This window comes from Variovorax sp. GW821-FHT06D12, assembly GCF_059419205.1.
Genome location: NZ_JBWKRI010000003.1, coordinates 83,579 through 97,693 on the forward strand (window position 1 = coordinate 83,579; position 14,115 = coordinate 97,693).

The 14,115-nt window shown below is 65.4% G+C and carries 14 protein-coding genes and 1 tRNA gene; 6 read left to right on the plus strand and 9 right to left on the minus strand.

Annotated elements, in window-relative coordinates:
• Positions 1 to 4: 4 nt before the first annotated feature.
• The 6 genes from coaE to AC07SQ_RS11050 form a co-directional block, all read right to left on the minus strand.
• Positions 5 to 613 (minus strand): dephospho-CoA kinase, encoded by a 609-nt coding sequence (gene coaE / locus AC07SQ_RS11025; protein WP_495271189.1) that lies wholly within the window; start codon positions 611 to 613, stop codon positions 5 to 7.
• Positions 614 to 626: 13 nt separating this feature from the next.
• Positions 627 to 1,592, minus strand: coding sequence for a prepilin peptidase (locus AC07SQ_RS11030; RefSeq protein ID WP_495271188.1), 966 nt, complete (start codon positions 1,590 to 1,592; stop codon positions 627 to 629).
• On the minus strand, positions 1,592 to 2,821 hold the full coding sequence (locus tag AC07SQ_RS11035) for a type II secretion system F family protein (RefSeq protein ID WP_495265181.1): 1,230 nt from the start codon (positions 2,819 to 2,821) through the stop codon (positions 1,592 to 1,594). The genes AC07SQ_RS11030 and AC07SQ_RS11035 overlap by 1 nt, the downstream gene beginning before the upstream one ends.
• A gap of 26 nt (positions 2,822 to 2,847) precedes the next feature.
• Positions 2,848 to 4,581 carry a type IV-A pilus assembly ATPase PilB gene (gene pilB, locus AC07SQ_RS11040; RefSeq protein WP_062474518.1) on the minus strand — a complete coding sequence of 578 codons (1,734 nt, stop codon included), beginning with the start codon at positions 4,579 to 4,581 and terminating at the stop codon, positions 2,848 to 2,850.
• A gap of 115 nt (positions 4,582 to 4,696) precedes the next feature.
• Positions 4,697 to 4,773 (minus strand) — tRNA-Pro (locus AC07SQ_RS11045).
• Positions 4,774 to 4,825: 52 nt separating this feature from the next.
• Complete coding sequence (locus tag AC07SQ_RS11050; protein ID WP_495271187.1) at positions 4,826 to 5,818, minus strand: polyprenyl synthetase family protein; 993 nt, start codon at positions 5,816 to 5,818, stop codon at positions 4,826 to 4,828.
• Between the two features lie 181 nt (positions 5,819 to 5,999).
• Here AC07SQ_RS11050 and rplU point away from each other — a divergent pair, with 181 nt between their 5' ends.
• The 4 genes from rplU to proB all read left to right on the plus strand — a co-directional run bounded on the left by rplU (position 6,000) and on the right by proB (position 8,953).
• Positions 6,000 to 6,311 carry a 50S ribosomal protein L21 gene (rplU, locus tag AC07SQ_RS11055; RefSeq protein ID WP_062474515.1) on the plus strand — a complete coding sequence of 104 codons (312 nt, stop codon included), beginning with the start codon at positions 6,000 to 6,002 and terminating at the stop codon, positions 6,309 to 6,311.
• A gap of 12 nt (positions 6,312 to 6,323) precedes the next feature.
• Positions 6,324 to 6,584: a 50S ribosomal protein L27 gene (rpmA, locus tag AC07SQ_RS11060; protein ID WP_013543198.1), complete on the plus strand. Its 261-nt coding sequence runs from the start codon at positions 6,324 to 6,326 to the stop codon at positions 6,582 to 6,584.
• A 72-nt stretch (positions 6,585 to 6,656) separates the two neighbouring features.
• A complete protein-coding gene (cgtA, locus tag AC07SQ_RS11065; RefSeq protein ID WP_062474512.1) occupies positions 6,657 to 7,733 on the plus strand; it encodes an Obg family GTPase CgtA in 1,077 nt (358 codons plus the stop codon).
• Between the two features lie 80 nt (positions 7,734 to 7,813).
• On the plus strand, positions 7,814 to 8,953 hold the full coding sequence (gene proB / locus AC07SQ_RS11070) for a glutamate 5-kinase (RefSeq protein ID WP_062474510.1): 1,140 nt from the start codon (positions 7,814 to 7,816) through the stop codon (positions 8,951 to 8,953).
• A gap of 37 nt (positions 8,954 to 8,990) precedes the next feature.
• Here proB and AC07SQ_RS11075 read toward each other — a convergent pair whose 3' ends face one another.
• Positions 8,991 to 9,584, minus strand: a complete 594-nt coding sequence (locus AC07SQ_RS11075; RefSeq protein ID WP_495271186.1) for a CNP1-like family protein — start codon at positions 9,582 to 9,584, stop codon at positions 8,991 to 8,993.
• Complete coding sequence (locus AC07SQ_RS11080; RefSeq protein WP_062474507.1) at positions 9,532 to 10,200, minus strand: RNA pyrophosphohydrolase; 669 nt, start codon at positions 10,198 to 10,200, stop codon at positions 9,532 to 9,534. The genes AC07SQ_RS11075 and AC07SQ_RS11080 overlap by 53 nt, the downstream gene beginning before the upstream one ends.
• A 135-nt stretch (positions 10,201 to 10,335) precedes the next feature.
• Here AC07SQ_RS11080 and AC07SQ_RS11085 point away from each other — a divergent pair, with 135 nt between their 5' ends.
• Both AC07SQ_RS11085 and AC07SQ_RS11090 read left to right on the plus strand, forming a co-directional pair.
• Entirely contained in the window at positions 10,336 to 12,081 is a 1,746-nt protein-coding gene (locus tag AC07SQ_RS11085) for a proline--tRNA ligase (protein ID WP_487847836.1), read from the plus strand.
• A complete protein-coding gene (locus AC07SQ_RS11090) occupies positions 12,078 to 12,734 on the plus strand; it encodes a lytic transglycosylase domain-containing protein (protein ID WP_062474504.1) in 657 nt (218 codons plus the stop codon). The genes AC07SQ_RS11085 and AC07SQ_RS11090 overlap by 4 nt, the downstream gene beginning before the upstream one ends.
• A 10-nt stretch (positions 12,735 to 12,744) precedes the next feature.
• Here AC07SQ_RS11090 and paeA read toward each other — a convergent pair whose 3' ends face one another.
• Positions 12,745 to 14,064, minus strand: a complete 1,320-nt coding sequence (paeA, locus tag AC07SQ_RS11095) for a polyamine export protein PaeA (protein ID WP_062474502.1) — start codon at positions 14,062 to 14,064, stop codon at positions 12,745 to 12,747.
• Between the last annotated feature and the right edge of the window lie 51 nt (positions 14,065 to 14,115).

The following is a 14,115-nucleotide window of genomic DNA, read 5'->3' on the forward strand; positions in this document are numbered from 1 at the left end:
CGGATTATCGCGTGGCGGCCGCAGCCCACAGCTTCCAGAGACCCCGCACCTCGGTGCCCAGTTCCGCGAGCGTCAGTGACTCGTTGTAAATCACGGCGTCGGCGGCGGCCCGGCGTGCCTTGCGCGGCGCCTGCTGGGCGATCACGGCGCGCACGGCTTCGGGCTCCCATCCCGAGCGTGCGACCACGCGCTGCAGCTGCGTGTCTTCGCGGGCATCGACCACCAGCACGCGGTCCACGAGGGCCCGCCAGCGGCCGGATTCGACCAGCAGCGGGACGTCGAACACGACGACGGCGTCGCCGGCGGCGGCGGCCTTGCGTTGCGTCTCGGTGCCGATCAGCGGATGCAGGATCGCTTCGAGGCGGGCCTTGGCGCCTGCGTCGGTGAACACCAGCTGGCGCATGGCGGCCCGGTCGAGGCCGCCGTCGGGGGCGATGACGGAAGGGCCGAACGCGGCCTCGAGGGCGGGCATCGCAATGCCGCCGGCCTGCGCGATGCTGCGTGCGATGGCGTCGGTGTCGACCAGCACCGCCCCTTCGGCCACCAACAGCGACGCGACCGTGCTCTTGCCGCTGCCGATGCCGCCGGTCAGGCCGATGCGCTTCACCGCCATGCCGCTGTCGTTTTCAAAGGGCCAGGGCCCCGAAAGGGAAGGCGAAGGGAATCCACTGCTTGACGACGGCGGGACCGGCCACGAGGCAGATCAGGCCGGCGCCGGCCAGGAAGGGGCCGAAGGCGATGGGAATGTCCTTGTGGGCCAGCTTGCCGGCGAAGCGCAGCGTGATGCCGATCACGGCGCCCACCACCGACGAGACGAGGATGATCGCAATGAGGTAGTCGGCGCCGAGCCAGGCGCCCAGAGCGGCGAGCAGTTTGAAGTCCCCATGTCCCATGCCTTCCTTGCCTGTGGCCAGGCGGTAGGCATGGTACACAAGCCACAGGCTCAGGTAGCCGAACACGGTGCCCCAGACCGCGGTGTTCAGGCTGACGCCGGTCCAGCCCATGGCGGCACCGATCAGCCCGAGCCAGAGCAGCGGGTAGTTCAGTGCGTCGGGCAGGAACTGGGTGTCGAAGTCGATCAGGAACTGGCAGATCAGCAGGGCGCCGAAGGTCGCCCAGAGCGCGCCCGTGGGGGTGATGCCGAAGCGGTGTGCGCACAGGGCGAACAGCGCGCCCGTGATCAACTCGACGAGGGGGTAACGGGGGCTGATCGAGGTCTTGCAGCTGGCGCACCGGCCACGCAGTACGAGGTAGCTGAGCACGGGGATGTTCTGGTACCAGCGGATCTTGTGGCCGCACGTGCCGCAGCGCGAGGCGGGGCGCGTGAGATCGAAAGGCGGGAGCTTCTCAAGCGCTTCGGCGGCCTTGTCGGCGGCCGCCTCGAGGCCTGCGGGTGGCACGGCCTTCGGGCCGAAGACCAGCGACCAGAGCGAAGGCATGTCCTTCGACGACATGAGATTGGCGACCGCATCGCCCAGCCAGCCGCGGTACATCATGACCGGGGTGCGGTAGATCACCACGTTGAGGAAACTGCCGATCAATAGCCCCAGCACACCGGCCAATGCGGTGTCGAACCCTTGGGACACCAGCATCAGACGACCTGGCCGAGCTTGAAGATGGGCAGGTACATCGACACCACGATGCCGCCGATGATGACGCCCAGGAACACGATGATGATGGGTTCCATCAGGCTGGAGAGGCCGGCCACCATGTCGTCGACTTCGGATTCGTAGAAGTCGGCGGCCTTGCTGAGCATGTGATCGATCGAGCCCGACTCCTCGCCGATGGCCGTCATTTGGATCACCATCGAAGGGAACAGGTTGACGTTGGTCATGGCGGCCGTGAGGCTGGTACCGGTCGAGACCTCCTGCTGGATCTTGGCGGTGGCGTCACCGTACACCGAGTTGCCCGACGCGCCGCCCACGGAGTCGAGCGCCTCCACCAGCGGTACGCCGGCTGCGAACATGGTCGCGAGCGTGCGGGTCCAGCGGGCGATGCAGGATTTCTCGATCAGAGTGCCGAAAACCGGGAGGCGCAGCAGCAGGCGATCCATGACCTTCTGGACGCGTTCGTTGCGTTTCCAAGCTTGAAGGAAGAAATAAATGCCGCCGCCGAGCACGCTGAAGATCAGCCACCAATAGGAAACAAAAAACTCGCTGATCGCCATGACAAACAACGTCGGCGCAGGCAAATCGGCGCCGAATGAGGTGAACACCTCCTTGAACGCGGGGATCACGAAGATCATGATGACGGCCACCACCACGAAGGCGACGACGACCACCGAGGTCGGGTACATCAATGCCGACTTGATCTTCGACTTGATCGCCTCGGTCTTCTCCATGTAGGTCGCGAGACGGTCCAGCAATTCTTCCAGAATGCCGGCAGCCTCACCGGCCTCCACAAGGTTGCAGTACAGGTTGTCGAAGTACTTCGGAAACTTGCGAAAAGCGGCCGACAGCGAGGTGCCGGTCTCGACATCGCTGCGGACATCGTTCAGCAATTTGGCGACGCTCGGGTTCGCGTTGCCGCGGCCGACGATGTCGAAGGACTGCAGCAGCGGCACGCCGGCCTTCATCATGGTCGCGAGCTGGCGCGTGAAGATCGCGATGTCCTTGGGCTTGATTTTCTTGCCCGAGCGCATGCGGCGCTTCTTGATCTTGGAGGCCAGCACGCCCTGGCGACGCAAGGCCGCCTGCACCTGGTTCTCCCCGGCGGCGCGAAGTTCGCCGCGCACCAGCTTGCCGTTGCGGTCCTTGCCTTCCCATTCGAAGACGAATTCCTTGTGCGTGACCTGGGAGCGGGAGGATGCCACTGTTGCCATTCGATCTCCGGTGTTCAGTGTGTTCGTTATAGGTTGGTACAGGCGACGACTTCTTCGAGTGAAGTGAGACCCTGCATGACTTTGCGAAGGCCGGACTGGCGCAGCGAGCGCACGCCTTCGGCTTCGGATTGGTTCGCGATGTCCAGCGCGCTGCCGTCGCGCAGGATGATTTCCTGGATGGCCTCCGAAATCGGCATCACCTGGTAGATGCCGACCCGGCCTTTGTAGCCACCGCTGCAGGCGGCGCAGCCGACCGGGCGGTAGGGCTTCCAGGTGCCGTTGATGTCTTCCTCTTTGAAGCCGGCATCGAGCAGGGCTTCGCGCGGGATGTCGATCGGTGCGCGGCACAGCATGCACAGCCGGCGCGCGAGGCGTTGCGCGGTGATCAGGATAACGCTCGACGCGATATTGAACGGCGCGATGCCCATGTTGCGCATGCGCGTGAGCGTGGTCGGGGCGTCGTTGGTGTGCAGCGTCGACAGCACCAGGTGGCCCGTTTGCGCGGCCTTGATCGAGATGTCGGCGGTTTCGAGGTCGCGGATTTCGCCGACCATGATGATGTCGGGATCCTGCCGCAGGAAGGCACGCAGCGCGGCCGCGAAAGTGAGGCCGGCCTTCTCGTTGACGTTGACCTGGTTGACGCCGGGCAGGTTGATTTCCGACGGGTCTTCCGCCGTCGCGATGTTGACGCCCGGCTGGTTGAGCAGGTTCAGGCAGGTGTAGAGCGACACGGTCTTGCCCGAACCCGTGGGGCCGGTCACCAGCACCATGCCATAGGGGCGGCCGATGGCGTGGAGGAGTCGTTCTTTCTCGTCGGCGTCATAGCCCAGGGCGTCGATGCCCATGCGCGCGCTGCTCGGATCCAGGATACGCACGACGATCTTCTCGCCGAACAGCGTGGGCAGCGTGCTCACGCGGAAGTCGATCACGCGGTCGGGGCCGATCTTGAGCTTCATGCGGCCGTCTTGCGGCACGCGTTTTTCCGAGATGTCGAGCCGCGAAATGACCTTGATGCGCGAGGCCAGCTTGTCCTTGATGACCGTGGGCGGGCTGGCGATTTCACGCAGTTCGCCGTCGACCCGAAAGCGCACCCGGTAATGATGTTCGTAGGGCTCGAAGTGGATGTCCGAGGCCCGCATGCTCACGGCGTCGAGCAGCATCTTATGCAGGAAGCGCACCACAGGTGCGTCTTCGACCTCGGCGATGGCCTGTTCGTTGGCATCGCCCGAGGTGTCGGCCGTGACGTCGTCGAACTCGAACTCGGTGCCGACGATGCTGTTGATCGTTTCCGCAGCACTGGCTGCGGCGGCTTCGATCATGCGCGAGAGCTTGTCGTACTCCGCGATGACCCAGTCCACGCCCATCTGCGACGCGAACTTGATTTTCTCCGCGGCCTGCTGGTCCGACGGGTCGGCCGTTGCGACGATCAGGCGGTTGTTGCGCTTGCTGAGAACGACGATGCGGTAGGCATGGCAGAGCTTCGGATCGAGCAGGTCCTTGGGCAGGCGCTGGTGATCGATGGCATCGAGGTCGAGTAGCGGGGCGCCGAAGGCGCTTGAGAGGGTGTGGGCGAGATCCGCCGCCGAGACGGCGCCGGTGCCGGTCAGTTCGGCGATGAAGCTGGTGCGGCCGCTCAGCGACTTCTGATAGATGTCTTCGGCTGTCTTCGCCGCGAGCTTGCCGGCCGACACGAGGGCGCGCGCCAAGCCGGGAAGGGCGATCTGCGTAGTTTCTTTAACGGGAATTTCGGCAGCGGCCATTCAGCGAATGCAAAAGATGTGAAAAAGTGCTTCACGATCATCGCTGAACACGCCTGTGCTGTAAATCGTTACACAGCAACAGGGGCTGACATTAACTGGACCAGTCGAGAAAAACTGGTCGGGGTGAGAGGATTCGAACCTCCGGCCTCTACGTCCCGAACGTAGCGCTCTACCAGGCTAAGCTACACCCCGATTGGTTGCAAGAAAAAGAACTCGTCCTAGATGCCAACTCTGTGGAGGTGTTTCAGGCACGTCGCTCAAGCAACTGAGCCGCTAATTGTAGCAAACCTGAAGCGTGCAAATTCGACGGAAGGTCGCGCAATGCATGAATTGCGCGTTCGGCCTCTGCCGCGGCAGCCGCGCGCGAGGCTTCCAATGCGCCGGTTTCGCGAACGATCTCGACAATTTTCCCCAACTGGGCGGTGTCGCCAGCCTCGATGGCGGCGCGCACCAGTGAGCTTTGCTCAGGAGTGCCGCGCTGCATGGCGAAGATCAACGGCAAGGTTGTCTTGCCTTCGCGCAGGTCGTCGCCGACGTTCTTTCCGGTTTCCTGGGCATCGCCTGCGTAGTCGAGCACGTCGTCGATCACCTGGAAGGCGGTGCCCAGCGCCTGTCCGTAGGTGGCGCAGGCTTCTTCGACTTCGGGCGTCGTGCCGGCCAGCACGGCCGCCAGGCGGGTGCTCGCCTCGAAGAGCTTGGCGGTCTTGGAGCGGATCACGCGCAGGTACGCCGCTTCGTCCAGCGAGGCGTCGTGCATGTTCATCAACTGCAGCACTTCGCCTTCCGCGATCACGTTGGTCGCTTCGGCCAGGATCTGCATGATGCGCATGTTGTTTGCATCCAACATCATCTGGAAGGCACGCGAATACAGGAAGTCGCCCACCAGCACGCTGGCGGGGTTGCCGAAAGATTCGTTGGCGGTGGCGCGGCCCCGGCGCAGGGTCGATTCGTCGACCACGTCGTCATGCAACAGCGTGGCGGTGTGGATGAACTCCACCACGGCCGCGAGGTTGAAGCGCTGTTCGCCGGTGTAGCCGAGTGCGCCTGCCATGAGCAGCAGCAGCGCCGGCCGCAGCCGCTTGCCACCGGCCGAGATGATGTATTGCGAAACCTGGCTGACCAGCGGAACGCCAGTATTGAGGCGTTGGGCGATCACACGGTCGACTTCGACCATGTCGCCGGCAATCAGGTCCAGCACGGTGGCGGTGGGGGAGGTGTCGGCGGCGGGAACTGGCAAAGCGAAGGCGCGGGGCGCTGCGAGGATGAGGGCGGCCCTGGGGCCGGAACGCGGGAATTATAGGGAGCCGTGCACGAATCCCAGGCGCGTCTCAGAGTCGGGGTGGTGAGCGATCGCAAGCCGCGCTATAATCTTGGGCTCTGCGGAATTCGCTGCGGAGACTCATTTCTAAGAGGTTTACATGTACGCGGTCATAAAAACCGGCGGCAAGCAGTATCGCGTTGCTTCCGGCGAGAAAATTAAAGTAGAACAGATTGCTGCGGACGTAGGCCAGGAAATCGTGATCGACCAGGTTCTGGCTGTCGGAAACGGCGCTGAAATCAAGGTTGGCACGCCCCTGGTGTCCGGCGCAACGGTGACAGTCACGGTGCTGTCGCACGGCCTGCACGACAAGGTTCGCATCTTCAAGATGCGCCGTCGCAAGCACTATCAAAAACGTCAAGGCCATCGCCAGCAGTTCACCGAACTGCAAATCGGCGCGATCGCCGGCTAAGGAGCAGATTCCATGGCACAGAAAAAAGGCGGCGGCTCCACGCGAAACGGGCGCGATTCCAAGCCCAAGATGCTCGGTGTGAAGGCCTTCGGCGGCGAACTGATCAGCGCAGGCTCGATCATCGTGCGCCAGCGCGGCACCCAGTTCCACCCCGGCGTGAACGTCGGCGTGGGCAAGGACCACACGCTCTTCGCCCTGGTCGACGGCCACGTGTCGTTCGGTCACAAGGGTGCGCTGAACAAGCACATGGTCAACGTGACGCCCGCGGCCTAAGCCCCGCAGTCACTTCGATCTTTCCGAGGCCCCGCATTGCCGGGGCTTCTTCATTTGTAAACTGGACATCCCATGAAGTTCGTCGACGAAGCCTTCATCGACATCGCCGCGGGCGATGGCGGCAACGGCTGCGTGTCGTTCCGTCATGAGAAGTACAAAGAGTTCGGCGGCCCCAACGGCGGCGACGGCGGCCGTGGCGGCCACGTGTTCGCGGTGGCCGACTCGAACCTCAACACCCTGGTCGATTTCCGCTACTCGCGCCGGCACGAAGCCAAGCGCGGCGAGCACGGCATGGGCTCCGACATGTTCGGCGCCGCCGGCGACGACATCGTCCTCAAGATGCCCGTCGGCACGATCATCACCGACGCTGAAACGGGTGAGGTGTTGTACGAGCTGCTCAAGGACGGCGAGGTCATCACCATCGCCAAGGGCGGCGATGGCGGCTTCGGCAACATGCGCTTCAAGAGCGCGATCAACCGCGCGCCGCGCCAGAAGACGCCCGGCTGGCCCGGCGAGAAGAAGAGCCTCAAGCTCGAACTCAAGGTGCTGGCCGACGTGGGCCTGCTGGGCATGCCGAATGCCGGCAAGTCGACGCTGATCAGCGCCGTTTCGAACGCCCGTCCGCGCATTGCCGACTACCCCTTCACCACGCTGCACCCGAACCTCGGTGTCGTACGCGTCGGCCCCGAGCAGAGCTTCGTGGTGGCCGACCTGCCCGGTCTGATTGAAGGCGCCTCGGAAGGCGCCGGCCTTGGTCACCTGTTCCTGCGCCACCTGCAGCGCACCCGCCTGCTGCTGCACGTGGTCGACATGGCACCGTTCGACGACAGCGTCGACCCGGTCGCTCAGGCCAAGGCCCTCGTGGCCGAGCTCAAGAAGTACGACGCGGCGCTGCACGAGAAGCCGCGCTGGCTGGTGCTGAACAAGCTGGACATGGTGCCGGACGACGAGCGCGCCGCGCGCGTCAAGGACTTCGTCAAGCGCCTGCGCTTCAAGGGCCCGGTCTTCGAGATATCGGCGCTCACGCGCGAAGGCTGCGAGCACCTGATCAAGGCCGTGTACCAGCAGGTCAAGGCGCAGCAGGTGGCCGAGCACGAAACCGTCGTGGTCGATCCGCGCTTCGTTCCGCTGCCGCCCGAAGGAAACTGAGGGCGTCGCGGCACCTTCGGTGCTGCAAAATGGATAGCAAGCAGCGCAGGCTGCATTCCTGAAACACGCCTTCTTTCTTCATGACCTCGAATTCCGGTTCCACTGCCTTGCGGGATGCCCGCCGTATCGTCGTCAAGGTGGGCTCCAGCCTCGTGACCAACGAGGGGCGCGGCCTCGACGAAGGTGCCATCGGCGAGTGGTGCCGGCAACTGGCCGAGCTGGTGCGCGACGGGCGCGAAGTGGTCATGGTGTCGAGCGGCGCGATCGCCGAGGGCATGAAGCGCCTGGGCTGGAAGACCCGTCCGCACGAAGTGCACGAGCTTCAGGCGGCGGCGGCCGTCGGGCAGATGGGTCTGGCCCAGATGTACGAGACCAAGCTGCGCGAGAACCAGATCGGCAGCGCGCAGGTGCTGCTCACGCATGCCGACCTTGCGGACCGCGAGCGCTACCTCAATGCACGTTCGACCCTCGTCACTTTGCTGCGCTTGGGCGTGGTGCCGGTGATCAACGAGAACGACACCGTGGTCAACGACGAGATCAAGTTCGGCGACAACGACACGCTCGGCGCCCTGGTCGCCAACCTGGTCGAAGCGGATGCCTTGATCATCCTGACGGACCAGAAAGGCCTGTACACGGCCGACCCGCGCAAGGACCCCGACGCCAAGTTCGTGCACGAGGCAGCTGCAGGCGATCCGGCGCTCGAGGCCATGGCCGGCGGCGCGGGTTCGAGCATCGGGCGCGGCGGCATGATCACCAAGATCCTTGCGGCCAAGCGCGCGGCGGGCTCCGGTGCTTCCACGGTCATCGCCTGGGGCCGTGAAGCCGACGCGCTGCTGCGGCTCACGCGCGGCGAATCCATCGGCACGCTGTTGGTGGCGCAGACCGCCAAGCACCAGGCGCGCAAGCGCTGGATGGCCGATCACCTGCAGTTGCGTGGTGCCGTCATCGTCGATGCCGGTGCGGCCGCCAAGGTGCGCGGCGAAGGCAAGAGCCTGTTGCCGATAGGCATGACGGGTGTGTCGGGCGAGTTCTCGCGCGGCGACGTGATCGCGGTGCGCGACGTCGACGGCGTCGAGCTGGCCCGCGGGCTGGCCAACTATTCGAGCGTGGAGGCCCGGCTGCTGTGCCGCAAGCCTTCGGCCGAGTTCGAGCGGTTGCTGGGCTACGCGGCCGAGCCGGAGATGGTGCACCGCGACAACATGGTGCTGATGCCCGGTTGATCTTCAGGGCGGGGCGCCGTGCCCCGCCGCTGCTTCTTCAGGGCAGTTCGCGCAGCGGATTGCGGATGTTCTGCACCATCTCGTTGACCGAGCTGCGCGGCGCGTTGCCGCGGCACAGGCCCTGCGACGCCAGCGCCGGCACGTAGCTGGAGTTCATGTCCCTCACGCGCTTCCACTCGGGCGACTTCGTTTCCTGCCAGGCGCCGTTGTTGTAGCGGGCATAGCTCTTCATTTCCGCCGTCGAGCAGCGCACGCCTTCGTAGAACGCATTGACGGCACCGCCGGCCCGGTTCTGTGCCACCACCACGTAGCGCACGATGCCGTCCTTCGTGATGGCGATGGTGTTCGGATCAACGCTGAACTTCAGCGTCATGTAGGGCGGCATCGCGATCGGCAGCAGACGGCTTTCGCTGAAGGCGGGCGGCGGCGGCACCGCGGTTTCTTCCCACTCCTTGTCCTGCTCGGTGCTCTTGGGCGCCGGTGGCATGCCGGCCTGGGCCCAGTCGGGGTTGTCGGTGTCGTAGCCGCGGGAGGCGCAGGCGGCCAGCAGGCTGACGCAGGCGATGACGAGCGCACGCTCAGCGTGGCGTCGGGAAAGAAGAAGGCGCGCTGTTCTTGGGAGGAGGTTCATCGCTCGCAGAAGGAATGTCGGGATGCGGGTCGAAGCTGCCGCCGGGCGGCAGGTCGAGGCCCGCAGGTGCTCCATGGTCCAGCGTGTGGCGCTCGAATTCTCGGGCGCGCACATTGCTGCGCAGGAAGCGGTTGCGGAAATCCTGCCGGGGCAGGTAGCGAGCAAGCTCGGTAAGCGCCATCTCGTAGACGCCGCGCTTGAACTCGACGACCACGTCGAGCGGGACCCAGTAGTCATGCCAGCGCCAGGCGTCGAATTCGGGATGGTCGGTGGCACGCAGGTTGAGATCCCAGTCGTGGCCGACAAGTTGCAGCAGATACCAGATCTGCTTCTGGCCTTTGTAGTGGCCCCGTGCGTCACGGCGGATGAACCGATCCGGCACCTCGTAGCGCAACCAGTCGCGGGTACGGGCCACGATGCGCACATGCTCCGGGTGGAGCCCGACTTCCTCGTGCAGTTCCCGGAACATGGCTTGCTCGGGACTTTCGCCACGGTCGATGCCGCCTTGCGGAAACTGCCAGGAATGCGTGCGTATGCGCTTGCCCCAGAAAACCTGGTTTCTCTGGTTGAGCAGGATGATGCCGACGTTGGGCCTGAAGCCGTCCCGGTCGAGCATAATCAAACCCCAATTTTTGAACTGAGTCGATTATGCATGCCGGGTTGCACTCGGCAAGCGACCGGTTCCGGGCTCTCAGGGTCTCTCCGGGGTGCCTGTCTCCCTCCTCACTTCGAACCCACCTGCGCGATCCCGATGAAAGCTTCCCGATTCTTTGTCTCCACCCTGAAGGAAGCGCCCGCTGACGCCGAGGTCGCGAGCCACCGCCTCATGATGCGGGCCGGCATGATCAAGAAGCTCGGCACGGGCATCTACACGTACATGCCCATGGGCCTGCGCGTGATCCGCAAGGTCGAGGCGATCGTGCGCGAGGAAATGAACCGCGCCGGCGCCGTCGAGCTCACGATGCCCGTGGTGCAGCCGGCCGAGTTCTGGCAGGAGACCGGCCGCTTCGAGAAGATGGGCCCCGAGCTGCTGCGCATCAAGGACCGCCACGACCGCGACTTCGTGATCCAGCCCACCAGCGAAGAGGTGGTGACCGACATCGCGCGCCAGGAAATCCGAAGCTACAAGCAGCTGCCGAAGAATTTCTACCAGATCCAGACCAAGTTCCGTGACGAGCGCCGTCCGCGCTTCGGCCTGATGCGCGGGCGCGAGTTCATCATGAAGGACGCCTACAGCTTCGACCGCGACCTCGACGCGGCCAAGGCCAGCTACCAGGTGATGGCCCAGGCCTACCGCAACATCTTCGACCGTTTCGGCCTGCGCTACCGCGCCGTGGCGGCCGACAGCGGCGCCATCGGCGGCGACCTGAGCGAAGAGTTCCAGGTGATCGCTGCCACCGGCGAAGACGCGATCGTCTACTGCCCCGACAGCAACTACGCCGCCAACATGGAAAAGGCCGAGGCGCTGGCCCCAGCCGGTCCGCGTCCCGCCGCCGCCAACGCGCTCGAGAAGACGCCCACGCCCGGCAAGAGCACCTGCGCCGACGTGGCCGAACTGCTCGGCGTGCCGCTGGCCACCACGGTCAAGTCGCTGGTGCTGGCCACCGACATCCTCGACGACGCCGGCAATATCCAAGGCGCGCAGATCTGGCTGCTGCTGCTGCGCGGCGACCACGACATGAACGAGATCAAGGTCAGCAAGCTGCCCGGCCTGGACAAGGGCTTCCGCTTTGCCACCACTGCCGAGATCGATGAGCACTTCGGCTGCAAGCCGGGCTACCTCGGCCCGCTGAACCTGAAGAAGCCCGTCAAGCTCGTGGCCGACCGCGAGGCCGCCGTGCTCGCCGACTGGATCACCGGCGCCAACGAGATCGACTTCCACATGACCGGCGTCAACTGGGGCCGCGACCTGCCCGAGCCCGACCTGGTCGCCGACCTGCGCAACGTGGTCGCCGGCGACGCCTCGCCCGACGGCAAGGGCGTGCTGGCCATCGAGCGCGGCATCGAAGTGGGCCACGTCTTCGTGCTGGGAACCAAGTACAGCAAGGACATGAACGCCACCTACCTCGACGAAGGCGGCAAGCCGCAGTTCCTCGAGATGGGCTGCTACGGCATCGGCATCACGCGCCTGCCGGCCGCCGCCATCGAACAGAACCACGACGAGCGCGGCATCATCTGGCCCGACGCGTTGGCACCGTTCACGGTCGTGGTCTGCCCGATCGGCATGGACCGCAGCCCCGAGGTCAAGGTCGCGGCCGAAGCGCTCTACGAAGAACTGCTGGCCAAGGGCGTCGACGTGCTGCTCGACGACCGCGGCGAGCGCCCGGGCGCGATGTTCGCCGACTGGGAACTGATCGGCGTGCCGCACCGCGTCGTCATTTCCGACCGCGGCCTCAAGGAAGGCCAGCTCGAGTACCAGGGCCGGCGCGACACCGCCGCCACCAAGGTGCCCGCGGCCGGCATCGCCGACTTCATCGCCGGCAAGCTCGCGGCATGAGCGTGGCGGGGGGCCTTTCGCGACGCAGCTGCCTGCTGGGCAGCGTTGCGGCAGGCGCCCTGACGACGCTGGCGCTGCCCCAGGTGGCCTGGGCCGGTGCGCAGATCGAAGAACCACTGATCGACTCGGTGCGCACCGCGCTGAGCTCGGCCATCCACAACAAGGCGCCGCCGGTGCCGCAGTTCGCCGACACCGAGGCCCGCCTCGCGTACCTGCGGTGGCTCGGCGAGATGAGCGAGCGCCTGCGCAAGAAGGTCGCCGACCCGGCCACGCGCATCGAGTTCCTGCAGACCGTCTGGTACGAGGCCAAGCGCTCGGGGCTCGACGTGAGCTTGGTGCTGGGGCTGATCCAGGTCGAAAGCAACTTCCGCAAGTTCGCGGTCTCCAGCGCCGGCGCGCGCGGCTACATGCAGGTGATGCCCTTCTGGACTCGCGTGATCGGCGACAGCGATTCGGCCAAGCTGTTCCACATGCAGACCAACCTGCGCTTCGGCTGCGTGATCCTGCGCCACTACCTCGACCGCGAGAAGGGCGACCTGTTCATGACGCTGGGTCGCTACAACGGCAGCCGGGGCCGCGCGCCGTACCCGAACGCGGTGTTCGCGAACCAGCGGCTCTGGGCTTACGTCGACAGGGACCGCTCGGCGGCCTGAAGGTCGTCGCTCAGTCGGCGACCACCGCCTTGGCGGTCGCCGAGCCCTTGGTGACCATCACCTGGTCGATGCGGTAGCTGTCGACGTCCATCACCTCGAAGGTGTAGCCGCCCCAGGTCACGCTGTCCGTGCGCTTGGGCACGCGGCGCAGCATCACCATCAGGAAGCCCGCCAGCGTCTCGTATTCCTCGGCGTGCGGCAACTCGTCGATGTGCAGCGCGCGCTGCACGTCCTGGATGGGCGTGATGCCGTCGATCAGCCACGAGTTTTCGTCGCGCTTCACGATCTGCTCTTCTTCGGGCGTCGAGGTCGACACCAGGTCGCCCATCACCGTGCTCATCACGTCGTTGAGCGTGATCACGCCCACCACCAGGCTGTACTCGTTGACGATGATCGCGAAGTCTTCGTGCGCCTGCTGGAACTGCTCGAGCACCTCGGTGAGCGAGAGGCGGTCGGGAATCACCAGCGCCTTGTGCAGCGTCAGGCCCTGGTCGAAGGCCAGCGGCTGGCCGCTGAGCACGCGCTGGAACATGTCCTTGGCATCCACGTAGCCCAGCACGTGGTCGATGTCGCCGTCGCACACCGGGTAGGCGGAATAGGGCTCGGCCACGATGCGCGCGCGCAGCACCGACTCGGGGTCATCGTGCAGGAACCAGGCGATGCTCTCGCGCGCCGTCATCACGCTGCTGACGAGGCGCGTGTCCAGCTCGAACACGTTGGCGATCACCTGCTGCTCGCGCGCCGCCAGCACGCCGGCCTGCGCACCGGCTTCCGTCATGGCGAGGATGTCGGCCGAGGTGATCTTGTCGTCGCGCGCCATCGGCATGCCGAGCACCTTGAACAACAGGTCGGTCGCGCGCGTGAAGAACCACACCAGCGGTTTGAAGGCGGTGATCAGCAGCAGCATCGGCCCGACGATGCGCACCGCCAGCCGTTCGGGCGCGCTCATGCCCAGGCGCTTGGGGAACAGGTCGGCGAACACCAGGAACACCGCGATCACTATCACGAACGAGCACAGGAAGGCGATGTTGGCCGCCACTTCCACGCTGAGCCAGTTCTCGAAGAAGCGGGCGAAATACGGGCTCAGCGAGCCTTCGCCCACCACGCCGCCGAGGATCGCCACCGCGTTTAGGCCGATCTGCACCACCGTGAAGTAGTGGCCCGGCTGCTCCTGCACGCGCAGCACCTTTTCCGCGCGCGGATCGCCCTCGTCGGCCATCTGGCGCAGACGCAGGCGGCGCGAGGCGGCCAGGCAGATTTCGGCGAGGGAGAAGAAGGCGCTCATCGCGATCAGCAGCGCGATGATGAGCAGGCTTTGGGTGAGGGTCATGGCGGCACGTCGTAGACCGCCATGGTGCCATGACTGGCACCGGGTCCGGGC